Source organism: Thermogemmatispora aurantia (assembly GCF_008974285.1).
GTDB classification, from domain to species: Bacteria; Chloroflexota; Ktedonobacteria; order Ktedonobacterales; family Ktedonobacteraceae; genus Thermogemmatispora; species Thermogemmatispora aurantia.
The window spans coordinates 479,666-503,463 of record NZ_BKZV01000003.1; the positions used below are offsets into that span (position 1 = coordinate 479,666).

The 23,798-nt window shown below is 61.0% G+C and carries 18 protein-coding genes; 10 read left to right on the forward strand and 8 right to left on the reverse strand.

The window, feature by feature from the left end; all coding sequences use genetic code 11:
• The first annotated feature begins 125 nt into the window (after nucleotides 1-125).
• From KTAU_RS11655 to KTAU_RS11685, 7 genes are all read left to right on the forward strand, one after another.
• Nucleotides 126-1,328 (forward strand): ROK family transcriptional regulator, encoded by a 1,203-nt coding sequence (locus tag KTAU_RS11655; RefSeq protein ID WP_151728536.1) that lies wholly within the window; start codon nucleotides 126-128, stop codon nucleotides 1,326-1,328.
• A gap of 120 nt (nucleotides 1,329-1,448) precedes the next feature.
• Complete coding sequence (locus KTAU_RS11660; protein WP_151728537.1) at nucleotides 1,449-2,816, forward strand: hypothetical protein; 1,368 nt, start codon at nucleotides 1,449-1,451, stop codon at nucleotides 2,814-2,816.
• A 160-nt stretch (nucleotides 2,817-2,976) separates the two neighbouring features.
• Nucleotides 2,977-4,380, forward strand: a complete 1,404-nt coding sequence (locus tag KTAU_RS11665) for an ABC transporter substrate-binding protein (protein WP_151728538.1) — start codon at nucleotides 2,977-2,979, stop codon at nucleotides 4,378-4,380.
• Between the two features lie 201 nt (nucleotides 4,381-4,581).
• A complete protein-coding gene (locus tag KTAU_RS11670) occupies nucleotides 4,582-5,520 on the forward strand; it encodes a carbohydrate ABC transporter permease (RefSeq protein ID WP_151728539.1) in 939 nt (312 codons plus the stop codon).
• 28 nt (nucleotides 5,521-5,548) lie between these two features.
• A complete protein-coding gene (locus KTAU_RS11675; protein WP_151728540.1) occupies nucleotides 5,549-6,448 on the forward strand; it encodes a carbohydrate ABC transporter permease in 900 nt (299 codons plus the stop codon).
• 19 nt (nucleotides 6,449-6,467) lie between these two features.
• Nucleotides 6,468-7,214, forward strand: a complete 747-nt coding sequence (locus KTAU_RS11680) for a transaldolase family protein (RefSeq protein WP_151728541.1) — start codon at nucleotides 6,468-6,470, stop codon at nucleotides 7,212-7,214.
• The gene (locus KTAU_RS11685; protein ID WP_151728542.1) at nucleotides 7,211-9,715 is read left to right on the forward strand and encodes a glycoside hydrolase family 31 protein; all 2,505 of its coding nucleotides are present in this window, start codon (nucleotides 7,211-7,213) and stop codon (nucleotides 9,713-9,715) included. Before KTAU_RS11680 ends, KTAU_RS11685 begins: the two co-directional genes overlap by 4 nt.
• 403 nt (nucleotides 9,716-10,118) lie before the next feature.
• Here KTAU_RS11685 and KTAU_RS11690 read toward each other — a convergent pair whose 3' ends face one another.
• From KTAU_RS11690 to KTAU_RS11705, 4 genes are all read right to left on the reverse strand, one after another.
• Nucleotides 10,119-11,036 carry a class I SAM-dependent methyltransferase gene (locus KTAU_RS11690; protein WP_151728543.1) on the reverse strand — a complete coding sequence of 306 codons (918 nt, stop codon included), beginning with the start codon at nucleotides 11,034-11,036 and terminating at the stop codon, nucleotides 10,119-10,121.
• Between the two features lie 729 nt (nucleotides 11,037-11,765).
• Complete coding sequence (locus KTAU_RS11695; RefSeq protein ID WP_151728544.1) at nucleotides 11,766-12,602, reverse strand: class I SAM-dependent methyltransferase; 837 nt, start codon at nucleotides 12,600-12,602, stop codon at nucleotides 11,766-11,768.
• Between the two features lie 724 nt (nucleotides 12,603-13,326).
• Nucleotides 13,327-14,568, reverse strand: a complete 1,242-nt coding sequence (locus KTAU_RS11700; protein ID WP_151728545.1) for a DUF5667 domain-containing protein — start codon at nucleotides 14,566-14,568, stop codon at nucleotides 13,327-13,329.
• Nucleotides 14,565-15,191: an RNA polymerase sigma factor gene (locus KTAU_RS11705; RefSeq protein WP_151728546.1), complete on the reverse strand. Its 627-nt coding sequence runs from the start codon at nucleotides 15,189-15,191 to the stop codon at nucleotides 14,565-14,567. Before KTAU_RS11705 ends, KTAU_RS11700 begins: the two co-directional genes overlap by 4 nt.
• Nucleotides 15,192-15,465: 274 nt before the next feature.
• Between KTAU_RS11705 and KTAU_RS11710 the strand changes: the two genes are divergently transcribed.
• Both KTAU_RS11710 and KTAU_RS11715 read left to right on the forward strand, forming a co-directional pair.
• Complete coding sequence (locus tag KTAU_RS11710; protein WP_151728547.1) at nucleotides 15,466-16,122, forward strand: hypothetical protein; 657 nt, start codon at nucleotides 15,466-15,468, stop codon at nucleotides 16,120-16,122.
• Nucleotides 16,123-16,673: 551 nt separating this feature from the next.
• Entirely contained in the window at nucleotides 16,674-17,459 is a 786-nt protein-coding gene (locus KTAU_RS11715; protein WP_170293235.1) for an MgtC/SapB family protein, read from the forward strand.
• A 225-nt stretch (nucleotides 17,460-17,684) separates the two neighbouring features.
• Here KTAU_RS11715 and merA read toward each other — a convergent pair whose 3' ends face one another.
• The 4 genes from merA to KTAU_RS21775 all read right to left on the reverse strand — a co-directional run bounded on the left by merA (nucleotide 17,685) and on the right by KTAU_RS21775 (nucleotide 21,940).
• Nucleotides 17,685-19,145 (reverse strand): mercury(II) reductase, encoded by a 1,461-nt coding sequence (merA, locus tag KTAU_RS11720; protein WP_151728549.1) that lies wholly within the window; start codon nucleotides 19,143-19,145, stop codon nucleotides 17,685-17,687.
• Entirely contained in the window at nucleotides 19,123-19,533 is a 411-nt protein-coding gene (locus KTAU_RS11725) for a hypothetical protein (RefSeq protein ID WP_228026441.1), read from the reverse strand. Before KTAU_RS11725 ends, merA begins: the two co-directional genes overlap by 23 nt.
• 874 nt (nucleotides 19,534-20,407) lie before the next feature.
• A complete protein-coding gene (locus KTAU_RS21770) occupies nucleotides 20,408-21,178 on the reverse strand; it encodes an ABC transporter permease (RefSeq protein ID WP_151728551.1) in 771 nt (256 codons plus the stop codon).
• Nucleotides 21,179-21,940: an ABC transporter ATP-binding protein gene (locus tag KTAU_RS21775; RefSeq protein ID WP_151728552.1), complete on the reverse strand. Its 762-nt coding sequence runs from the start codon at nucleotides 21,938-21,940 to the stop codon at nucleotides 21,179-21,181.
• 316 nt (nucleotides 21,941-22,256) lie between these two features.
• Here KTAU_RS21775 and KTAU_RS11740 point away from each other — a divergent pair, with 316 nt between their 5' ends.
• Nucleotides 22,257-23,342, forward strand: coding sequence for a MarR family winged helix-turn-helix transcriptional regulator (locus tag KTAU_RS11740; protein ID WP_151728553.1), 1,086 nt, complete (start codon nucleotides 22,257-22,259; stop codon nucleotides 23,340-23,342).
• The last annotated feature ends 456 nt before the right edge of the window (nucleotides 23,343-23,798 follow it).

Here is a 23,798-nt window from a genome sequence, read left to right on the forward strand (position 1 = left end):
TCATCCTTATCTTTCCAGTGGGGCTTCCAACCCCTTGACAGGGTGTCCCATCACCGGGTATAGTCTTGAACAAGGCTTTAAATTAATTAAGTAAATCAATTTAAGGCGCGGCGAGAGGAGGAGCGATGACCACCAGTCTGACGCGGCATGGGTTACGCGAGGTCAACCGTGAGCAGGTGCTGCGCATCATCTTGCGCGAGGGGCCGCTGGCGCGGATCGACCTGGCGCACCGCACTGGCCTGACCGCTGCCGCCATCAGCAACATTACGCGTGAACTGATCGAGGACGGACTGTTGCGCGAGGTTGGTCCAGCGCCAGGCAAGCGAGTGGGGGCGAGCGCTATTCTGCTTGATCTGCCGGACGATGGTCCCCTCATTGGAGCAGTACACCAGGGAGTAAGCGCGCTACGTCTGGCGCTGTGCACCCTGCGCGGGCGTGTTTTGGTCCGCAGCCTGGTGAGCACCCCGCGTCCTCTCAGTCCTGACGAGACGGTCGCCCTGATTGGCCAGAAACTGCACGATCTGCTTGCCGACAACGGATATACGAAAAACTCTCTTCTTGGAGTGGGAGCGGGCGTCGTTGGCCTGGTCGACAGCGAGCGAGCCCTGGTCAAGCGGGCGCCGCGTCTTGGCTGGGAAAAGGTCCCTTTAGGCGATTTACTGGCTGAGCGGCTGGGATGCCCGGTAGCGCTGGACAACAACGTGCGCGCAATGGCTCTGGGTGAGGCCCTGTTGGGTCAGGGGCGCTTCTGGCCAGACTTTGCCTTTGTCTATGTCGGCACTGGCATTGGCTCCGGGCTGATCATCAACGGCTACCCCTATCGCGGAGCACATGGGAGCGCCGGTGAGATCGGTCATATCACTGTCGACCCGGAGGGTGAGCGCTGTGCCTGCGGCAATCGCGGCTGTCTGGAGACTATCGCCGCCGAGCCAGCCATTGTGCGTCTGGCCAGCCTGCAGGGCCTGGCCCTCCAATCGGAGGCGGCCAGTCCAAAGGAAGCCGTGCGTCGCCTGGCCTCGCTCGCGCGCCAGGGAGATGAAGCGGCCCGCGCTGTTGTCCGCACCTGTGGCGAATCGCTGGGCATCGCCCTCTCGACGCTCACCGATATTTTGAACCCGAGCCGCATCGTGCTGCATGGCGCGATCGCTGAGGCAGGTGACCTCTTCTTCTCTGCCGTTGCCACCTGTTTACACCAGCGTGCCTTCCTGACCAGAGACGAAACCATAGAGCTGGTGGCGCCCACCTTTGGAGAAGATGCCGGCCTGGTTGGGGCTGCCAGCGTCGCCCTTGAGGCCCTGGTACTGCGAGCTGCAGGGCGCGAGCGCTAACCCGCGTCCGAAGCGAACCGGGACGCGAGGGCAAGATCAGGTTGTCACGTCAGGCCAGGTCGGGACGGCCCTGTCTTGGCCAGCCCAGTGAGTGAGCAAAGCCAGGTAGAGCAAGTGATCATGAACCGCGAAAACCGACGAGAAGCACCGCTACCGGTGTTAGCCTTTGCCAGTATTGCGCGCCCTACCTTTGCCGTCGACTATGCCGAGCAGATGGCGGCGAAGGCCCTGGCAGCCCTTCAGCAAGAGGGGTGGCCCGTTTACGGCGACACCTCTCTTCTGATGGATGCCCAGGCCGCGCGCCAGAGCGCCATTCACCTCCAAGAGCGAGAGCCAGACGTCCTTGTCTTACTGTGCGCCACCTTCAGTGACGCCAGCATGGCCGTCGAGCTGGCCGCTCATATCTCTGCGCCCGTCTGTTTGTGGGCCTTGCGCGAGCCGGGGTCTCCCGGTGAGCGGCTCTGGCTCAATTCTCTCTGTGGTGTCCATCTGGCGGCCCACGCCCTGCACAAAACAGGACGGGTGGTTCGCTACCTCTACGGCGATCCCGGAGAGGCCGGTCTCTTTGAGCCGCTCAAGGCTCTGGCTCGCGCCGCCGCGACGCGTAGACGCCTGCGCACGAGCCGCCTTGGCCTCGTCGGCGAGGCCCCTTCAGGCTTCTACGGCTGCCAGTTCGATGAGCTGGAGCTGGGGCGTGTGATCGGCACCAGCGTGCATCGCATCAACCTCACCCGCATCTTCCAGGCGGCCAGCCAGGCCCCGGCCAGCGCCGTGGACACGGTCATTGCCTCAACACAGGCAGGCTCGTCCGGTCTGTCAGCGCTTAACCCGGACGAGGTTCGGCGTTTCGGGGCCGCCTATGTTGCGCTCCGCTCCCTGCTCCAGGAAGAGCAGCTTGATGGGCTGGCCGTGCGTTGCTGGCCGGAGTTTCCCCAGGACTTTGGTCTGATGCCCTGCGCCACCCTTGGTCGCCTGGCTGACGATGGTTTCATCTGTGCCTGCGAAGCTGATCTTCACGGGGCCGTTACCTTGTTGATCTTGCAGTGGCTCAGCGGTGCTGCCCCGTTGCTAGCCGATGTCGTAGCGCTCAATGAGGAGGCCGGCACGATTTCGCTCTGGCATTGTGGCAATGCTCCCGCCTGTCTGGCCCGCTCCGGCGAGGAGATTCCTCTTACCGTTCACTGCAATCGCCGGATCGGTGTGACCGGCAACTTCGCCATTCGTCCTGGACCGGCTACACTGGCCCGCCTCGGCGTTGGCTCTCGCGGCTATCGCCTGCTGTACGTCGAAGGCGAGCTTCTTGACGAGTCGGTCAATCGCTTCGCGGGCAACACAGCGGTGTTCCGTCCCAGCTGTGACGCTCATCAGCTACTCGATACCCTCATTGAAGGCGGCTGGGAGCACCATGTCGCTTTCGTCGCGGGCCATCAGGCCGCAGCGCTGGCGGCCCTGGCAGAGCTGCTGGAGATCGAGAAGGTGGCGCTCTAGCGAGTCAGGCCAGAGCAGGCAAGATAGCGACTGCTGAGAAGAGGGATCAGTCGAGACAGCCCGAGGAACTGGCTGCTCAGCGCCCACGCCGGCCCACAGGCGGGAACTGATCCCTGTTGCGCCTCTTGCGTCTAGCATAACAGAAAGGTCGGTATGAGACATGGTAATCAACGACGATGCTCCGCAGATGCAGTATGTACGATCTGAGATGGGACCAGCGGCTGGTTCCGGTTCCCGGCTTGAGGCAGAGCCAAACCAGGTGAGCAGCCCCAGGCTCACACGGCGGAGGGTGCTCAGCCAGGGGGTCAAGGCGAGCCTGGGGGTGACTGTTCTTGGCTCCTGGCTGGCCGCCTGCGGCGGAGCACCGGCCTCCACCAGTGGCCCTGTGACCATCCAATTCGCGGCCCTGGTCGATACCACCGGCGAGCAAACGGCGGAGATCAAGCGCTTCAATGACTTGCATGCCGGCAAGATCCATGTGGACTATGTCGAGCTGCCCTCAGTGGCCACCGATCAGTACAGCAAGTTTGTCAATGCTTTCCGCTCCCAGTCGTCTACCCCCGATGTGGTGCAGATCGATGTCACCTGGCCCGCACAGTTCGCCACCCCCGGCTGGCTGGCCCCCATCGACCAGTACGTCACCTCCAGCTACCTAAACCAGTTCTGGCCAAGCGCGCGCACCGTTGGCCGCGTTAATGGCCACCTCTATGGCATCCAGCGCTACATGGATATCGGCATGCTCTACTACCGCACCGACCTGGTCGAGAAGTACGGCGGGAGCGTGCCGCAAACCCGAGAAGAAATGCAAACATTGGCTGAACGCATCCTGGCTGCAGAATCTTCGCAGGGTATCAGCTATGGCTACCTGATGCCGGGGAAGAAGATCGAGGCCATTGTCGATGAGTGGCTGGAATTCCTCTGGGGCGCCGGCGGCTCTATTGGAGAACCAGGCAAGCTGCAGGTCAACGGTGCGCTTCAGGTCGATGCGCTGCAGTATATGCACGACCTGATCTATAAGTTCCGGCTGGCGCCAACGGGGACCTCGACCTATGCCCCCAACGATATTTTGGCCCTCTTCAGTCAGGGGAAGGCACCGTTCATGCGCAACTGGGTCTTCGCCTATGCAATCGCGAATACGCCTTCGCGCTCAAAGGTGGCTGGAAAGGTAGGCGTCGCGCCCACGCTGGCCACCAGTGGTCACAGTGGCCACGGCTGCACCGGCGGCTGGGTACTGGCGATCAACGCCAATTCGCAATATAAAGATGCCGCCTGGACCTTCATCGACTATCTGCTGAGCAAGGAGACGCAGACCTCAATGGCCCTCAACGCGGGTTTGATTCCCAGTCGTCCCGATGTGGTCAGCGATGCCTCGGTCCAGGCCAAGGTGCCTTACTTTAAGCAGATCGGCAGCATTTTGAACAGCGGCCAGAACCGTCCGACGCTGAAGAACTATAACCAGTTCACGACCCCGCTGCAGGCGGCGATCAACTCCGTGCTGAGCAATCAGGCCAGCCCGAGCGAAGCTCTCAGCAGTGTCCAGACACAGGTAGCGTCGTTGACATGAGGTAAGCCGCGCACGGCAGTGGAAGGAGGAGAGAGGAGAGAGGAGAGGACGAGGGCCAACGCCGCCGGGCAAATGCTGGCCCTCGTTCCCGTCTCCAAACGAGCCGGGGAGAACCCATCGGCCTCCCCCTGTCCTCTTGTCCCCCGCTGCCAGAGAGCCTGGCGTTTGTGACTCTGCCCAAAGCAAGAACGAGGTGTATTCATGGCTACGATCGGGGCGCCGCTACTGCAAGTCAAAGAAAGTAGTCCTCGCGGTCCTTTGGAGCGTCGTGAGGAGAGGCTGGCCTGGCTGATGCTGCTGCCTGTGATTCTGGCCCTGCTTGCGCTGGGCGTCTACCCAGTGTTAAGTACGCTCTGGTTTTCCTTTCAGCAGGGAGGTTCTTTCGGCCTGGGTACGACGAGCGCGGGCCTGGCCAACTATCTACGTCTGCTCCATGATGAGCAGTTTTGGAGCGCTCTGCGTTTCTCGCTGCTCTATAGCCTCGTGACGGTCTGTGGCCAGATGCTTTGCGGAACGGCCCTGGCACTGTTTGCCAACCGCCGTTTTCGTGGGCGCTGGTTGGCGCGGGCTGCTATTCTCTTTCCCTGGGCCATTCCTACCGCCACAAACTCGGTGATCTGGGCCTATATGTTTAACGACCAGTACGGCCTGATCAATAGCCTGCTGGAACACCTGGGCCTCTTGAACCCGGCGCACCCGATCGTCTGGCTGGGTTCCGCTCAGCTGGCGACGCTGCTCATCTATGTGCTGGCGATCTGGAAGGCCAATTCGCTGGTGGCGCTGCTGGTGCTGGCGGGACTGCAGGGCATCCCCGAGGAGGTCTATGAGGCGGCACGCGTCGACGGAGCCTCACGCTGGCAGATCCTCTGGCGTGTCACGCTCCCGCTGCTGCGCCCGGTGTTGCTGGTGACGCTGATTCTGCGCACCATCGAGTCGCTGCAGGCTTTTGACCTGATCAGCGCTTTCACGAACGGTGGCCCGGGCAACGCTACCCAGAATCTTGGCCTGTATATCTATCTGCAGATCCAACAGTTCGGCGATTTCGGCTATGGCTCGACGATCGCCGTGGTACTGACAGCTATTACTCTGCTGTTCATCGTGCTCTATATGCGGACGCTTCTGCGGACAAGCACGAGATAACAGGGGTGTCGCTGAAGGAGAAACGAGCATGGCACTGGCTCCTACGACGACAGCACCAGCAACAGAATCCTCTCGCCCAACGGCAAGGTCCCGCGCTCCTCTGCTGAAGCCGCTGACTCGACAGACGCTGCTCTATCTTGCGCTGGCGGTGATCATCGTCGTGCAGTTTCTGCCCCTGATCTGGGCGCTCTTGACTTCGTTGATGACCCCCCAGGAGACCACTTCGATCCCGGCGACGCTCTGGCCAGCTCATCCAACGCTGAGCAGCTATATCGAGGCCCTTCAGGGGGATATTGGGCGCTACTATCTCAATAGCATCATTGCCTCGCTGGTCTCAACTCTGGTGACGATGGTCCTGGCCACATTGGCCGCTTATGCCTTTGCTCGCCTGCGCTTTCGCTGGAAGCGGCTGGCGCTGCTTTTCGTCGTCTCGCTCTCTCTTTTTCCACCGTTCTCCCAGGTGATTCCACTGTATATGATGCTGCAGGGCGTGCATCTGATCGGCACGCTCCTGGCCTTGATTATTCCGTATTCGGTCTTTGGCCTGCCGATGGCGATCCTCATGCTGATGGCTTTTTTACAGGAGGTGCCTTTCGAATATGAGGAGGCGGCGGCTCTCGATGGCATGAGCCGTCTTGGAGCCTTCGTGCGCGTCGTGCTGCCTATGATCATCCCCGGGCTGTTCACGACGGCGGTGATTGTCTTTGTCGGGGACTGGAATGAATACCTGTTTGCGCTGAACTATACGACGACGGCGACGTACACGCTGCCTGTGGGGATCGTGATCCTGAGCCAGACGGAATTTACGACGAATTTTGGCGTGCTGTCGGCGGCCATGGTGATGTCGGTGGTGCCCCTGGTGGCGCTTATCTTGCTGCTGGAGCGACGGATTGTCTCGGGTCTGACCGCCGGCGGCTTGAAAGGTTAACAAAGGAGGTTGCCAGGTTATGGATTTCTATCTCGATACAGCTCAGCTAGAGGAAGTGCGTGCGGCTGCCGCCTGGGGGGTACTGCGCGGCGTGACAACCAATCCCAGTCATATGGCGCGCGCAGGCGTGCGCGAGAGCGAGATGCGCCGCCATGTGCAAGAGCTGTGCTGGATCGCAGATGTTCCAATCAGCGTTGAGGTGGTGGCCCTCGAGGCCGACGGGATGGTGGCCCAGGGATTGGACTTTGCGACCTGGTCGCCCCATGTGGTGGTGAAGCTGCCAACTACCGTTGAGGGTCTCAAGGCGATGGCTCGCCTGAGTCGAAGCAAGGTCACGGCCTCTTGCCAGGGCTGCACCCACTTGACTGACTGCCCGATCCGCGCCCGCTTCGCCCAGCAGCAGCGACTGATCCGTCAACCTGAGATCAACGCGACGCTGATTTTTACGGTCAATCAGGCCCTGTTAGCCCTGGCGGCGGGTGCGAGCTATGTGAGTCCTTTCGTCGGTCGGCTCGATGCTGTTGGCGAGGATGGCGTAGCACTGGTGGCCGATCTGGCCCAGATCTTACGTGTCCAGCAGCAACCCGGAAAGATTATTGCCGCGGCCTTGCGCCATCCTGTGCATGTGACGGCGGTCGCCAGGGCCGGTGCACATATCGCCACAATGGCCTACACGATCCTGACGCAGCTGATCGAGCACCCACTGACAACAGCGGGCCTTGAGGCGTTCTTGCAGGACTACCGGCGCAGCCAGGAGGAGCGATGAGCGAGGCTATGCTGGTGACCGGCGACAGACCGGTCATGGTGACACAGGGCTTTTATCTGAGACGGCTGGTACAGGTGACGGCTATCCCGGGAGGAGTGCGCGCCGAGCTGGCCCTGGTTCCGTTTCGGACGCTGGGCGGCCCGCTCCGTCCCGTGGTGGTAAGCGCTGAGCCGCTGGCTCAGCAGATGACGACGACAGGAGTGCCTAATCGCCCGGCAGAGGCGGAGGATTTGACAGGGACAGGGCGCGAAACAGGCGCTCAGGGCGGATCTTCGGCTGCTGAGGCACGCTTGACATTGGAGCTGCAGGTGTTGTCTCCTCGCAGCCTGCGCCTGCGCCTGGGAGAGCCGGAGGCGCTACGGCAGGAGCGGACCTACGGGATGCTGGTGCCTGGTGCCCTGGAAGAGGTACTGGCCGCAACCTACGGCCCGCAGCTGCCATTGCCCTCCATCGAGGAGACAGCGACAGGGGTCCGCGTTTTGCTAAAGGGGATCAGCATCAGGTTGGAGCGCGATCCGTTTGCGGTGCAGATCGAGAGTGAAGCCGCTCCGGCTGTCACCTGGCACACAGCGCTTGATGATCGCAATGTGCATGGCCTCCTCTGTACCCCACCGCCGGGCCTGCATTCCGCACCAGGGGAACGGAGGGCGGCACACTGGTCGTGGGCCATCGATCCCGCTGAGCATTTCTATGGCCTGGGCGAGCGCTTTGCACGCCTGGATCACCGCGGTACAGCGGTTACGCTCTTCAATATCGACGCCTGGGGGACGACGACAGAGGCGGCGTATAAGAATGTGCCTTTTCTGCTGTCGTCGCGCGGCTATGGTCTCTTTGCGCATACACCCACGCCTGTGACCCTGGCATTGGGGACGCCCTCGGCGCGGGCAGCGCTGGTACGCTGCGCGGAGCCGAGCCTTGATCTGTTTGTATTCTTCGGGCGGGAGGCGCGCGAGATCCTGGAGGAGTACACGCGTCTGACTGGACGGGCGACGCTGCCTCCGCGCTGGGCTTTTGGCGTCTGGCTTTCGCGCTGCCGCTACCAGAGCCGGGCGGAGGTGGAGGAGGTTGCCACCCGGGCCAGGGCCGAGGGCGTGCCTTGCGACGTGCTGCATATTGATCCAGCCTGGCTGGCGCATCCAAATCTCTCCTGTGATTTCACGGTCAACGAGGAGGCTTTCCCAGATCTGCCCGGCCTCATCCGCGAGCTGGGTGAGCGTGGCTTTAAGGTCTCGCTTTGGGAGCTGCCGTATATTTCCGAGCAGGCGCCACGCTATCAGGAGGCGGTCAGGGCAGGCTACTTCTTGCGCGATGAGCAGGGCGAGCCGATCGGGGCCGATTTTGGGGGGCCGCCGCCCGATGGTCGCAAGCGCGCGATCGTCGATTTTACTAATCCGGCGGCACGCGCCTGGTGGCAGGATCTGCATCGTCCGCTGCTGCGCGCCGGGGTGGCAGTTTTCAAGACGGACTTTGGCGAGGGAGTGCCGCTAGAGGCGCAGGCTGCCAATGGGATGCGCGGCCATGAGCTGCGCAATCTCTATCCGCTGCTCTACAACGCCGCTGTTCATGAGGTGATTTCCCAGGAGACGGGACGGCCCGGCTTTGTCTGGGGGCGCTCCGGCTGGGCGGGTACGCAACGCTATCCGGCTCAGTGGGGTGGTGATCCCAAAACCGATGTGGTGGCGATGGCCTGCTCTCTGCGCGGAGGCTTGAATCTGGCCCTGAGTGCTCCGGGCCTCTGGGCCCATGACATCGGGGGCTTTTATGGGCCGCCGCCATCGCCAGAGTTGTATATTCGCTGGGCCCAATTCGGCCTTTTATCACCACTAGCACGGGCACACGGGACCACGCCGCGGGAACCCTGGGCCTTCGGAGAGGAAGCCCTGGCCATTTTCCGCCGCTATGCGCGGCTTCGCCTGCGCCTCAATCCCTACCTGTATAGCCTGGCCTGGGAGGCCCATGCCCACGGCCTGCCGATGCTGCGCCCGCTGCTGCTCGAATTCCCAGAAGATCCGACTGCCGCCGTGATCGATGATGCCTACTTGCTCGGCCCGGCGTTGCTCGTGGCACCAGTCTTTAGTGAGGCGCGTGAGCCAGTGGCCCGCCGCCTCTATCTTCCTGACGGGGAGTGGATCGATTTCTGGAGCGATGAGCATCTGGAGGGGGGACGCTACGTGACGCGAGTGGCGCCGCTGGAGATTCTGCCCGTCTATGTGCGCGCTGGTAGCGTGCTGCCGCTCGGGCCGGAACGGGCTTTCTTGCACGAGGAGGCCCCCGACGAGTTGACGCTGGAGGTCTACCCTGGCGCTCCAGGTCGTGGGAGCATTGTCTGGGACGCCAGTGGTGCAGCTACGGAATGGCAGCTGTTGCCCACCGCTGCAGACGGCTGGCAGCTGCAGATTACAGGCGAGCGCCCGGTCCACTGGTCGGTACGCTGGCATACAGCCAGAGGTATAGTGGAGCAGGCGGTGGGCTACACGGCCAGCACTGTGGTCTCTCTGTGACGAGGCAGAGGCCGCTGATGGGAGAGTGAGCGATGCTGATCGATCTCTGGCAGTCAGGCTGGCCCATACCCCTATAGGAAATATCGCGAGGGGAGTAGCCAGATTGCCAGCGCGCTATTCCTCGTCACTAGTCCAGAAGACGGGGACAAGAAAGGACGGTCTTGTCGCTCTCTACCTTCCTGTCCAGCGTAGCCTGCCTGCGCCTGTCGGACCGCCCGTCTGGAACATACAGCGATAACAGTGTGACCGAAGCGCGAGAGATGCAGAGGGCAAGAGAGCATGTCTAGGCGCGTGCAGGGGGGACAGTGCCAGCCATGTTCTCTTGCCCGCGTTCTCAGTCAGGCGCTGCTGACCAGGATCGAGACGCCCGAGCCAGAGAGGAAGCCAGACTACGCCTGGCAGATTAGCCAGCGAGCGGCTTCTGTCCGTAGACAATCATAAAATATCCTTTTGTCTGCAGCGCGTTCCACTCGTGATTAACCTGTTCGATAATATCGAGGACCTCCTGCTCTGAGCGGCCAAAGCGCGCGGCGATCAGCCCACTCACCGCTTTGGCCCCTTCTTTAAAGTCCAGGGCCATCAGCGAACCCAGGCGCCCACCCCAGGTGCCAACCGGGACCTCCAGGGGACGGCGCTGGATGTTGATCAGACCAGCCTCTGCTAGATAGCGTTCTAACGAGCGCACCACCACGCCCTCGGTATCCAGCCCACGCAGCGCCGCCAGCTGCCCCATCCAGTCGAGCAGCTGCTGCATCGCCGGCCCGCAGGTTCCCCAGTCGCCTGGACTGATGCTTGTCTCAAGCAGCTCAACCCAGCCACCCGGAGCGGTCACTCGTGCCAGCTCCTGCACGGCCCCCGGCCAGGCCGCCAGCGGAATGGCCAGAATCAGCAAGCGCAGATGCACAAAATCAAATGCGTTCTCCTCAAACGGCAGACCCTGCAAGATGTCTCCTCGTACAAAGCGATAGTTCGAGGGCATGCGATTCGTACTCTTGGCCTGCTCCACATCCACCCCGATCACTTCCGCCTGCGGAAATTGTTGCGCCAGTTCAATGGCCCATCGCCCGGTCCCACAGCCTACATCGAGAATGCGCCTCGGCTGTCCAATCGGCGCCAGGTAGTTCCCCCGCAGCGCGGCACGCAAGACATAGTGCTGGAAATCGAGCCGATTGATTTCGCCGAGATCCTTGGGCAACAAGTAGGGCTGCGCCCGCAGGTAGCGGCGCCGGCCCTGCAGGCGCCAACCAGTCCCACTGGTGCGACCTGTCACGTCCGTCGACAGAGCACTCCCGCCGCGCCGACGGAAAAACCACCAGGGCATCTCTTTCTCCTTTCCTCTCTCCTCACTTCGCTTGTCCCGCTGTTCTCTGGCACTGTGTCGCTGGGAGAGCACAAAGATCCTGAACCATTCCGCAAGCTCTACCAGCTATAGAACATGAATATGGATAGTTCAGTGAAGAGTGTAAAGAAGAGGACAGGCATCTGTCAATGTATATAGCAAGGAACAAGCGCAAAGTCTCCAATTTTTACCAATTTTTTATGGAATGGGTAGACACAGAGAGAGCGTCTACAACCTCGCAGCTTGTCAGGAATATCGGTGGCTTTATCTCAACTATAGAGGTATAGTGCTCTGGTAGTATCTCCAAGAGATGAGGTATTCTCACTGAGGATGGCTAGACGAACAGATTGAGGGGACAGCAGCGAGAGCGTATCTTCTTGACCAGCAGCTCGCAGACAGACAGGCAGACACAGCGGCGTCCTGTACTCGTGCCCCAGAGAATGACCAGGAAGGCCGTCCTGACCTCGTCTGCACTCAGTCTGCTCCAAGAGTTTGATCGTTGCCCCAGTCTTCAACAGCGCAAGTGTCCCAATCACAGTGCTGCCACTCGCGAACCGCGCCAGAAGCAACGCTCTCGCTCTGGCTTGGGCCTGGCTCATTGCCTTCCAGGCATGTGCTCAGAAGGAAGAGCGACCGACATCAGCTCAGCTCAAGCCACCAGGTTATGGCCAGCCACACGGCGGGGTTTAACTCGCCCCTGGGCCTGCATACCTACCCATAGCGATAGACGACGATCCTTTCGGTCCGCCACAGCGCGGGACTGATCTCCATAAGGCGGAACAGTGCCCGTACCCAGAGTGGGAAGCGCGAGAAGGCGACGAGTTCGCTGGGCCTGAGTTCCTGGACAAGATTCAGCTTTGGCTCTAGCTGCCTGATCTCCTCTGGATCATCGAGGCCCCACCTATAGGTGGCTCCTGTGCCTCCAACGTTTGAGCCTGCTCGCTTCACAATCAACCTGTTGCAGATGTCGAAGATCAGCTGGCCACTGGGAAAGTGGGCCGCCACGGCATTGAGCAGCGCTTTGACCTCTATCTCACTCAGGTAGTGCAGCACTCCCTCAGCGATTAGCAGCCCTGGCCGATCCCGCGGAACCTCATCCAACCAGTGCAGATCTGAGAGCGGGGCCCCGATCAGGCGATAGGCCTCTCGCTCGGGGAAGAGGCGACGACGCAGACCGATCACATCGGGATAATCAAGATCGAACCACAGAACGGAGGCCGGCGGATCGAGACGGAACACCCGGCTGTCCATGCCGCAGCCAACATGGAGAACCACCACCTCAGGATGCTCGGCCAGATAGCGGCTCGCCAGCAAATCGAACGTTGCTGCTCGTGTGGCAATGATGGTACAGCCGATTTTCTCCCACATCTTCCACGACCCGGGTCCCCGATACTGTTTGCGGATATCGTAATCGATCTGCTTCATCGCTGCTTCAGCCCAGGGGTCGCGTAAGATGGGCTGCTTCCATTGACTCTGAAGCGCTCGCCCGCTCAGGGTCATGAGCATGGTCTCTTTTTCCTTGGAAAAGCGGATCTTCTCAGAAGCCATAGCGCAACCTGCTCCTGTCTGGCCAGGTCTTCTGGCCGACCCGGCTACAATTGGGATTATACGTCTGGGCCTCAATGATGCTTAGTTAAGTAGGAAGGGGCCGCTATGAGTCCCGGCACCATTCAGGCCCCCATCATCTAAGCCCGTCATTGGCCCCCTGTAGCAGGGCTTCTGCTTACAGGCAGGGACACATACCGTCACTGAGATCAATAGACGAGCCTTCCTCTGAGGGAGTGAGACAGCTCGCCCTGGAGGAAGCGCGTCGCCAGGCTGGCAGGTTCCTTCCAAGCAAGTAAGTAGCTCTCATCTCGCGCAGCCATCCAAAGGACCAAGACAATGACAATGCCCTTGCTGTGAAGATCAGAGCGCTTCCAGGCATCTTCCACAGCCCTGAGAGGTGTTTACTCAAGCTCAGCCTGGAGCGTATCGCCTTACTTTGATCCATGCCCACAGCAGGTGCATTCCCTCAGCCACAGGCTCCGGCATATCCCCGAGTCCCAGTCCCAGCAGTTCAAGTCCGGACAGGCACATTATCTGAGCAGACTGCACATTGGTCAGCGCCAGCTCAGCCGTTTTCCCGATCGGAACCGGGCGAGCATACTGCCGGACGATGGAAGGAGAGAAGGGAGAGACCAAGCCCTGGCAGCGACCAGCAGGCTAACGCCACAGGAGAGAACACGCCAGCCACCCTTGCGGGGCAGGTGGGTAACCTCAACTGGCCCTCTCAGGTCTTCATCACCTTGCACCCTGGTGTGGCCGTATGTTCCCTCTCTCCTCCGCAGCCTGGTTCAGTGAATGCTTCCAGCCGTGCCCCATAGGGCAGGGGAAGGACCAGTGATTGGTCACCGTGCGACGGAGGGGACACCGTTGGCTTGTTACCGTGAGGAGTGGGCGTACTCGTGGGTTTGCTGCTGCCACCATGTTGACGGCTCTCTCCAGAGCTAGTGAGCGTGATGGCGTTAGTTTGGGCCACTGTTCCATCAGGATTGAGGATACCCAGACTTTGCAGGCGCTGGTTCCCTTGCCAGTTGGCTACAAAGACTACCAGTCCTTGACTTTGCCACTGAGTCTCGTGCGCCTCGACCACCGCGCCGTTCACCAGCAATTGCGCACCCGGCTGGAGATCGCTTCCCGTCAGGGTAATAGTCACGAGGCCATTAGTAGAATGGGACTGCAGCACCACAGTCACGTGCACCAGCGTGGGAACCGTATCTCCCAACTGTCCCAATTCACGAGTAGTCGCCAGGCGCTCTGGCAGCCCAAGGCGAGAGAGCAGGTGACGTAGCTCGTGGATCGAGTCGGACTTCAGCGCTGCCAGATCCCTGGTCAGCTGGTCGCGCTGGGAACCTGCCGGTAGTCTCTCGATGGCTGAAGCGGCAGCATCTATCTGTCGGTCAAGATCAAGGAGGCCCTGTTGATATGCCTCCCCCCGGCCCGAGTCAGCTAGCCTGGCGAGCACACTGAGCTGCTCTCGCGCCATCTGCAGGTTCAGGGTCGCCTGGCTGGCCGGATTGCTGGACAGCTGGATCTCGACATGCTGCTCCCAACGCCTGAGCGCGTAGAGCGGATTAGTAGGATCGGTGACCTGAGCAGCCAGAACCAGCAGACTCGTGCAGAACAAACAAAGCAATAGACACAGGCTGAGAGCAATAGCCAGGGCAGGACGCACAGGACGCAAGCGAAGTGCGGTAAAGAGAGGCCGCCGCTTCTGGCTCCGTTGACGCAATTCCGCATAACGGTCGACTAGACGCCGCTCCAATCGTCCGGCGAACTCAGGGTCGACTTGCAGCTGGGGCGCATGTCGCAGACGCCACGCCAGGCCCACAAGACTCTCCAGATCTGGACTCGGACTCTGCTCCTGGGTTAACGCCGGCTCCGGGCAGCCGCCCTGCGGGTGCCTCGCCTCCTCCTGCTCCTTCAAGAGGCGCTCAAGGTAATCATTAAGGCGCTCATCGAGCGGCTTCATGGTACCCTCTCCTTCCGTTTCTGAGCAACACGTAGGGAGCCAGACCCATCGCCCAGGAGGCGGCGCAGACGCTGCAAAGCGCGAAACTGCAGCGCTTTGATTGCGTTTACTTGCTTGCCTAGCATCCGCGCAACAGTGGCAAGGTCATACCCCAGAATCACACGGCTCACGAGGACCTGACGCTGTTCTTCAGTTAAGTGATTGATCGCCTGGACAACGGCTTGCCAGTCCTCCTGACCTTCTATCAGCGCAAGAGGATCACGCTCAGCATCATCAATCGGCCCGACCGGCGAGTCTGCAGGCGAGGCTTGCCGGCCTTGGTCTTGCAGCGAGAGAAGTAGCGGTTCCTTTTCGCGCGAGCGATAGTAGCCAGCCACAGTGAGACGCGCGATACTCAGGAGCCAGGCGAGAAAGCTGGCCTCATCTCGTGCCCTCAGACGGGCAAGGCCTTCGACCATTTGGAGGAAGACCTCCGAGGTCAGATCCTCAGCAGTCGCCCGGTCAGGGACGCGAGCCGCAATGTAGCTAAAGACACCAGGCAAAAAGCGCTGGTAGAGCATGCTCACGGCCTCAGCATCTCCCTGGCGGGCACGATCCAGCAGGCACTCGATTGTCTCTGTCACGTGCTGCTCCGCCTTTCAAGGCGAGATGCCCGTAACGGGTTACGGTACGGGAAGCAACCCAATTGTAGCAGTACCTGTAGCTGTGGGAAGATCGCTCTCCCTTTTATCCTAGGACCGGTTCAGGCCGTAACCTGAGACACCCTCCGCGCAACTTTTCCTGCGAGCACAGGTCAGTCAAGGCGGGTTGCCCTGGGCCTGGGCCTGGGCCACCCAAACCGCCATGTACCCTGGGTACACTGTTCCTAACTCATCAAACAGCGAAAAGGAGAGATCTATGAAGCTCATCTTTCTCTTGCAGAAGAAGGCTCTGATTATGCTCCTCTCGGGAGTCTTCCTTGTGGGCAGCGCGACCGCCGCTTTTGCAGCTACCTCTACCGGACAAGCAGTTATCCAGTCATTCATTCATGTCCATGCCACAGCGACTGCAGAGGCTACCCACCATGCCAGCACGCAAGCTGAGGGAACTCCCTCGCATGGACCGGGGAGCTGCCCGGGCCTGCCAGATGCCCAGAAGCTGGCCGCCAGCTATCACCTGAGCACCGCCAGCACCGATGCCCCAGTGAAAGCGCTCTGCGCGCTGCACCAGGGCATCTTTGTGGGCACGACCACCGGTGGCGTGAGCGTGAGCGCCAGCCGTGTCTATGGCTATGGAGAGATCGATCAGTTGTTGTCCCTGGCACAGTACCTGGCGGCTCATGACCGCACCAACCCGGTGGGCAAGCTCTCTGACTCTAATGTGAGCCGCTACCTGGCCGACGCGCTGGAGCTATGTGGCACGACGCCGCTGCAGGTCTGCCTCCAGCGGTCTACATCTGGTGGCAGCCCAGGCAACAAGCCGACCATGACGCCCACGCCCACAGGAAATAAGCCGAGCACTACTCCTACACCCAACGGCAAGAAGCCAACGAGCACTCCAACTCCGCACCACTAGAAAATCCCTTTCCCTGGCTTTCCCCCTCAGCTCGAAGGGGGAAGAGGTACGAACTCCAGGCAGCGGGACTGCTGCTCAGTCGTGCCTCTTCCTCCCCTTTCCTCACAGGAGGGCAGGAAGCGCCTGGCACTCCTCCCTCATTGCTGACACCAGCGGTCTCTCCTCTAGCGAGGACTGGCTTATCCTGTTCCCCTTCTTCCCGCCTTCCTAACTTACTCGTCAGATCACGGGCACGAGGTCAAAAGCAGCGCTCTTCTGATGAAGATCGCCTATCTGCTTGACCTTTTTCGATCTCTGGACTATACTTCCTCAATGGCCGTAGGATAATTTCTTTCGTTTCACGCCCCCAATTTAACAGGATGCTTCTATCTCATTGCTGAGAGCAGGAGACCGGGCAGCAACCAGGCTAGAGGCTGAGCCAGAGTGTTGGTGCTGGCACGCCGGCTCTCTCGCAGCGATCCTGTTGTAGTGATAAGGGGCACAGGCAGATAGATAGACAGATATCATGGCCTCTGCTCTTCATTTCCGTTGAAACGAGGAATAGTATGGGGATGGGACCGTTTCTGGCTCGGTTGCTCAGCGCGCTGCTCTGCGGCCTGGTAATTGGCCTGGAGCGTCAATACCGGCAACGGGCAGCAGGATTGCGCACTAGCGCGCTGGTCGCGACAGGCTCGGCGCTGTTTGTCTTAGCTTCCACGCAGCTCCCTGGAGGCAATCGGCTGGCGGCTCAGGTGGTGTCGGGAGTTGGCTTTCTCTGTGCAGGAGTCATCTTGCGAGACGGCCTGGCAGTTCGTGGCCTGAACACAGCGGGAACCCTGTGGTGTGTAGCCGCTACAGGGGTCCTCGCAGCGACGGGTCAGTTTGCCCTGGCAGCGCTGAGTACGCTCCTGATCGTAGGAACTCACCTGACCCTGCGACCGGTCGGGCAAATGATTGACCGCTGGACCCGACACTCCACAGAAAAGCGGAGAGCTTACTATCTACTCCAGATACTCGCTTCTGAGCGCACGGCCCACCAGGTGCGGGCCATTTTGTGGCACACTGTGCAATCCGAGCCAGTGCTGCTACAAGCGTTCCAGAGTCAACACGGCCCTGGGCCAGGTCTGGTGACGCTACAAGCGAGGCTCTACCTCGCGGAGAAGAATGACCGGCTCCTGGAAAGGCTGAGCCTGCGCTTAAGCCTGGAGCCGGAGATCATCGGAATCAAGTGGACCCCCGTCTCTTGGGAGAGCCAGCCTGAACCCGAGCGGCGAACCACTGAGAGCAGCGAGCAGCGATCTGACAGGTGCGAGAAGGCGCGTCCCAGATCTACGGCGCCCAGCCATCCCAGCTCCTGAAAGGAGAGGAGAGACTCTTATCCACCTGCCCCTACCCAGGGCTAACCATCCAGCCCAGCAGCAATCCCTCGCCGCCACGTCGAGGCCGCTGGATGGCCCCAGCACTGTGCATCACTGGCAAATGATTGCCAGCGATCGCCTCACGCTAGTCCTGCCCTGGCCTTGTTCCCTACTGTGAGCCACTGGACCGCTTCAGGCACAGTGGCCAGCCCTTCCCAGTTCGGCTTAGCTGGCGCAACAACTGAGCAGGCGCACGTCCCGCGTGAAGGAGAGCGCCACCAGCTTCAGTGCCTCCGCCATCGTTGGATAGACATGGATCAGCTCGGTGAAATCCTCCAGCGTGGCCCCGAAGCGCAGCGCCATCGCCGCCTCGTGGATCACCTCTCCGGCACTCTGACCCAGCAGCGAGACCCCCAACACGCGCCGGCTGCTCCGCTCCACGACCATCTTGACCAGCCCTTGCGTCCGATGGATCGCCCCCGCTCGCGGCACCAGGCTCAGCGGCAGCACGCGGCAGGCACAGGCCAGTCCCTCCGCCTGCGCCTGGGCATCGGTGAGACCCACCATCGCCAGCGGCGGATCGGTAAAGATGCAGCGCGGGATCACCCGATGGTCAATGGCGCGCGGCGGCTCCCCGGAGAGGGCATTGTGCGCAGCCAGCTTGCCATCAGCGGCCCCTACAGGCGTGGCAAACTGGTTGCCCCAGGCCGTGCCGATCACATCGCCCGCCGCCCAGATGTGCGCAACACTCGTGCGCAGCGCGCGGTCGACCCGTACTGCTCCGTCCGCTTCCAGGGCCACCCCGGCCCGCTCCAGCCCCAGCCCGTCGGTATTGGGGCGCCGTCCCGTCGCGACCAGCAGCTGCTCGGCCTCCAGCGTCTCTGTGCGTCCGGCCCGCTGCAGTGTGACCACAACGCCGCTGCCGCCTGGCGCGACCGCCTGCACCTGGACCCCGGTCAGCAGCCGCAGCCCTTCCGCCTGCAGCAGATCGGCGAGCGCCTGCGCCAGCTCCGGCTCCACCCCGGGCAGCAGCTGCGAGCCGCGCGTCAGCACGGTCACCTGGGTCCCCAGCCGGGCGAAGAGCTGGCCCAGCTCCAGGGCAATGGCTCCCCCGCCCAGAATCAGCAACGAGCGCGGCTGCTGGCGCAGGGAGGTCCGCCAGGGATCATCGGCGCTGCTGAGCAGATCGCTGGTCAGGAAAGGAACTTTCTCTAACCCCGGCAGCGCCGGGATGATCGGACGCGAGCCGGTGGCGATCAGAAGCTGCTGACCGCGCAGGCGGCGGGGGCCGTCGGGACCGGTCACCACCACTTCGTGCGGTGAGAGCAGCTGCGCTCGCCCCGCTACGAGGGCCAGCCCCGGAATCTCGCGCAGCAGGCGCTCGTAGCGCTCCCAGCGATAGGTCTGGACCAGAGCATCTTTCTGCTCCAGCAGCTCGGCCCAGTTGGCCGGCAGCTGTAGGGGGGTCAGGCCCGGATAGCGCGGGTGAGCCGCTTCGTAGACCAGGCGCGCCGCCTCGATGAGATTCTTGGAGGGCAGACAGCCCCGATTGGCACAGGTTCCGCCGACGGTGCGCTCCTCGGTGAGCAGGGCGGTTTTGCCCAGGTCAGCGGCGTGTAGGGCCGCGGCGAAGGCAGTCGAGCCGCTGCCCAGGATCAAGAGATCAGGCTCCGTGACGATCGGCATTGCTCGAATGGTTCCTTTCTTTCAGCGAGAGAGCAAGCGTACGGGATTCCGTCGCAGGCACCGGCTCCTGCCGCTGCAGCTCGCCGGTTCTGGGCCGGCAGGTCGGGCAGGACGCCGATGTTGACACGACGGAAGCGTGTCCACCCTGCTCCGCTCCCCAGAGTAGCCAGCCGCCCAGCGCCAGCGCTCCCACGAAGGAGAGGGTTGCCAGCGCGACAATCAGGGGCCGCTGCTGCTGCAGGACCACGCCCAGGGCCGTGCCGGCCAGCAGGGAGGCCAGCAGAGGCAGCGTGATGACCAGGTGACAGGGACAGGCCAATATCCCGGTGATCGTCAAGAGCACGCCGGCCAAGCGACGGATCATCGTGGTTTCCTTTCTGCCTGGAATGGCTCGTCTGAGGCAATCATGGCCTCACGAGCAGGCCGTGGTGCCAGTGCTGAGAGAGGTGCAGCCAACCCCACGGTCGCCAGAGCTATTCCTCTATTACTGCAAGCATCAGGGCCAGCCAGCGAAAGGAGCGCTGCCTGCGGTGACGGGATCAGGCCCGGCCCATGCCCACAAAGAGCAACCCGATCGCGGCGTGGCCTCTGATCCCCCGCCCGCTTACCGCGCATCTGCCTGCGACAATGCCCAGGGGTAAGCAGCAGGGGAATCAAGCCGGCCCGGCCAGCAAGCAACGCCGTCCCCATTCTCCTGCCCTTGACGGAGCCTGGTCTTGCCCCAGTGGGTCTCACCGGGCGCTCGTGACCCGCCTCTCAGAAAGGCGTCTCTGCCCGTCAGGCAGATTCACTGGTACCTGCTTCGATGCAGCTATTCAAGATACTAATATATCCGTTTATAATGATATCTGAATCATAGAGCACCAGACCCGTCCTGTCAAGGAGCCTTTCGCTTTCGGCAGGCAGCGTCCGAGTCTGGCCTGCGCTCGCCCCGTGATGATCATCACAGGTCTGATCAATAACTCGGTCTCGATGCGTTGGGGAGCAGCCGCTGGTGAGGCGGCTTCCTCTGAGGTTGCCTCCAGGGGGACGAGGGCGAGAGAGGAGTTGACCCACTGCGCTCTCTCATTATGACCTGGCCATGAGTCAGTCGCAGGATTCCTCTCCCTCCTGGAGGCCATCACGCGGCGCACCGCGCCAAGGCTGCTGGAAGATTCTCACCAGAATACAGTGAACGAAAAGCGACGCGGCAAACGTTCGTTTAAGATGTTAGATCCCTACGTCCTGACGAGTTGTACTCAGGACGACTAGATGTCAGTGGTCTATACTGTACGCTTTTTATAGACCATCCTGGCGAAGAAGAAAGCCAGCAGCAGAATTCCCAGGCACCAGGCGAGCGCTATCCAGATCTCCTGAGAGACCGGCTCGCCAGCCAATAAGGCTCGGATCGTATTGACAATCGCCGTCACTGGCTGGTGCTCGGCGAAGGCGCGCACGACTGGCGGCATCGAGCGGGTGGGCACGAAGGCTGAGCTGATAAAGGGGAGAAAGATTAGCGGGTAGGCAAAGACGGCAGCACCGTCGATTGAGCGAGCGGTCAACCCAGGAATGACAGCTACCCAGGTTAAAGTCAGCGTCACCAAGGCCAGGAGACCGACGATGGCCAACCAGGGCAGGATGCCTGCCGATGAGCGGAACCCCATCAGCAAAGCGACGAGGACGATGATCAGCAGCGAAATCCCGTTGAAGACCAGCGAAGCCAGCACATGGCCCCACAGAAGAGTGGAGGGGGCAATCGGCATGGAGCGAAAGCGATCCATGATCCCCCGTTGCACATCGGTAAACAGACGCAGCGATGTATAGGAGGTTCCACTGGCGATCGCCACCAGGAAGATCCCAGGCAACACGTAATTAACATAATTGGCCGTGCCGCTCTGAATCGCGCCCCCAAACACGTACACGAACAGCAACATAAGGCCAATGGGCGTGATAGTAGCAGTAATAATGGTGTCCATACTGCGGAAAATGTATCGCAGCGAACGACCAAACATCACGCCCAGGTCGCTGAAAAAGTAGCGCTGCATGGTTGCCATTTAGCAAGCCTCCTTTTGGCCAATGATAGCGAGGAAAATCTCTTCCAGGGTTGGCTGTTTTTCCACATACTCCACGCGGGCCGGGGGAAAGAGCTTTTTTAGCTCCTGCAGGGTTCCACTGGCGATGATGCGGCCCTGATGGAGAATGGCAATGCGATCGGCGAGCTGCTCCGCCTCATCCAGGTACTGCGTCGTTAAGAAGACCGTTCTTCCTCCTTGAGCCAGCTCCTTGACCACTTGCCACACCTCCAGGCGTCCTTCGGGATCAAGCCCGGTGGTCGGCTCGTCAAGGAACATGATCGGCGGGGTTCCCACCAGGCTCATGGCCAGGTCCAGCCGGCGACGCATTCCTCCCGAATAGGCCGAGACGCGACGATTGGCAGCTTCGGTCAGGCCAAAGCGCTCCAGCAGCTCATCAGCTACCCGGAGCGGCTGTTTGAGGTGGCGGAGTTGAGCGATCATAATGAGGTTTTCACGTCCGGTCAATAGCTCATCTATAGCCGCAAATTGGCCTGTGAGACTGATGGAGTGCCTCACCTGGGCAGCCTGAGCGACCACATCAAAGCCATTGACGAGAGCTGTGCCACTGTCAGGCTTCAGGAGCGTGCTCAGGATCTTGATGAGCGTCGTCTTCCCCGCTCCATTAGGGCCAAGCAGGGCGAAGATGCAGCCCGGCTCGACGACGAACTCGACGCCTTGCAGGACTTTGAGCTGCCGGTATGATTTGTGCAAATTTTTGACTTGAATTGCCATGTCTGGCATCAGATGCCTCCTACGTCAGATTGATTACTTTCACAAGCATCGAATCCAGGCGGTCCAGTGGCCTGGCCTGATCAGGGCCGGGAAGCCTTCCAGCCGCGATGAGACAGTTGGGACGGCGAATCCAGCAGGCAGCTTCAGCATGGCGGGCGAGACCTTCCTATGGTATACTCATTTACTGATTAGGTCACCACTCAGTCCGCCATTTTTATGCTCTAGTCACCAAATACAAACTCATTTAAGTGACTGAGTCACACAAATAGAAGGTACCACAGAGGGACAGACCGTGTCAAGTGGCACTCAGGAAAACCGCGCGGAGATGCTGGCAGCCATCAAGCGTGAATTGAGGAAGAGTAACAGTTTTGGCGCTGCCTTCTTCCGTGTAGCAGCGACCCAGACGGGCCTGGCGGCTGACACAGACATCCAGGTCCTGGACCTGCTCGATCTGGCCGGTGAAGTTTCTGCTGGTCAGCTGGCTGAGTTGATGGGAATGACCAGCGGGGCCATCGCCAAGGTTCTCAACCGTCTGGAGGCGTCCGGGCTTGTGCAGCGGGAGCGAGACAAGAGCGATGGTCGCAGGGTCATTGTCCGGCTCACCACAGGCAAGGAGGAACTGCGCAAGGTTCGCGCGATGCTGGCTTCTCTTGAGGAGACATGGGACGAGGTGATATCGAGCTATAATGAGGAACAACTTGCCTTTCTCTTAGCCTTTCTCCAGCGCAGCAACACGCTTTCGCGCCAGCAGCTGCTCCAGCAGCAAGAAATGACCTTGCCAGACGAGAGGAGCATTTTCTCCGCTCCTCTGGATGATCTCTCGCAGGGCCGACTGGTTTTTCTCTCTGCTGGTATCAGGCTGGTCTTACGGACGAGCGCAGCAATGGCCGAACTCTACCAGGCGCGTTTCAAGGGAGCGGTCCCTAATGTGACCGTCCAAGGAGGAGTGGTCACGATCCGCTATCCTCGACAGTTCCTGCTTTTGACGGGAGATCAGCGTCAGGCGGAGATTACCTTGAACGGCTCCATTCCCTGGCAAATTGTGGTCCAGAGCGGGGGATCAGAGGTCTTTGCCGACCTGAGCGGCCTCAATCTTGCTTCTTTCGAGGTCAGGGGAGTAGGCAGTCAAATCCTGCTACAGCTGCCCGTGCCCTCTGGAGTGGTTCCCATACGGATTAGCGGGGGAGGATCAGAGATTGTCGTACGACGACCTGCTGGCGTTGCTGTACAAGCGCATCTCAAAGGCTGGGGATCTGCCTGGGCCTTCGATGGTCAAACTTATATGAGTAATAAGCTGAGGTTGGCTAGCGCTGACTTTGATCCGGCAGATCCTTATTACCTTATCGAGGTGACCAGCTCCGGTAGCACGGTCACTATTACCTCTCTTGAGGCCGGGGGAGAGCTGAAATAGCTGCTCGTGGTGGTTCCTACCAATCCGCTCAGGCCCCTGGCGCTTCCTGGAGCAGGAGCTGACACTGATGGGGTGCAGATGAGCACGGCGGGGCGGTCCAGATGGTACGCGGCTAGTGGGCCTTTGCTATTGCCTGGGCCCAGCTGAGGCATGCAGGGGGGTTGCTCACCGAAGCAATGGGTGGTTTGCTACCAGAGGAGGGGATCAACCTGCCGGAGAGGGGCCACGTCCTCGACCTGGCCTGTGGTCCCGGTGGTTGGGCTCTAGAGCTGGCCTTGGCATCGATATCAGCCCCCTAGTCATCGAGTATGCCAACGCGCAAGCCTGGTCGCGCGGGCTGGAGAACGTCCTCTGAGCAGAGGCCCGACCAACAGTGGCATCACATCACAGCGCTCCTCCCCAAAAGATGGGCCACCTCTCCTGGCTCCCGGACAGCCAGGGAGAGAGGTGGCCCTC